2 pseudogenes are annotated in these 306 nt (G+C 34.3%); both read left to right on the plus strand.

The features are described 5' to 3' along the window. Positions 1 to 170 (plus strand): annotated as a pseudogene (gene ghoS, locus KI369_RS30080) (type V toxin-antitoxin system endoribonuclease antitoxin GhoS); the annotation flags it as partial. 27 nt (positions 171 to 197) lie between these two features. After that, positions 198 to 306: pseudogene (gene ghoT, locus KI369_RS30085) on the plus strand (type V toxin-antitoxin system toxin GhoT); the annotation flags it as partial.

The raw sequence follows: 306 nt of genomic DNA on the forward strand, positions 1-306 counted from the left end.
AATATGGGATACCACGACAATTGAATGAAAACTCCTTCGCAATAACGACATCGTTAGCCGCAAGTGAAATCGAAGATTTAATCAGGCTCAAATGCTTAGACTTACCGGATATTGATTTTGACCTCAACATTATGACAGTTGATGACTATTTCCGTCAGTTTTACAAGTAGCCAGGAAGGATAAGAAGAACATAAAAAATGGCACTATTCTCTAAAATATTAATTTTTTATGTGATTGGTGTGAACATATCCTTTGTCATTATCTGGTTTATCTCACATGAGAAAACACATATTCGTTTACTTAGTG

The sequence above is a fragment of the Bacillus sanguinis genome (assembly GCF_018332475.1).
GTDB classification, from domain to species: domain Bacteria; phylum Bacillota; class Bacilli; order Bacillales; family Bacillaceae_G; genus Bacillus_A; species Bacillus_A sanguinis.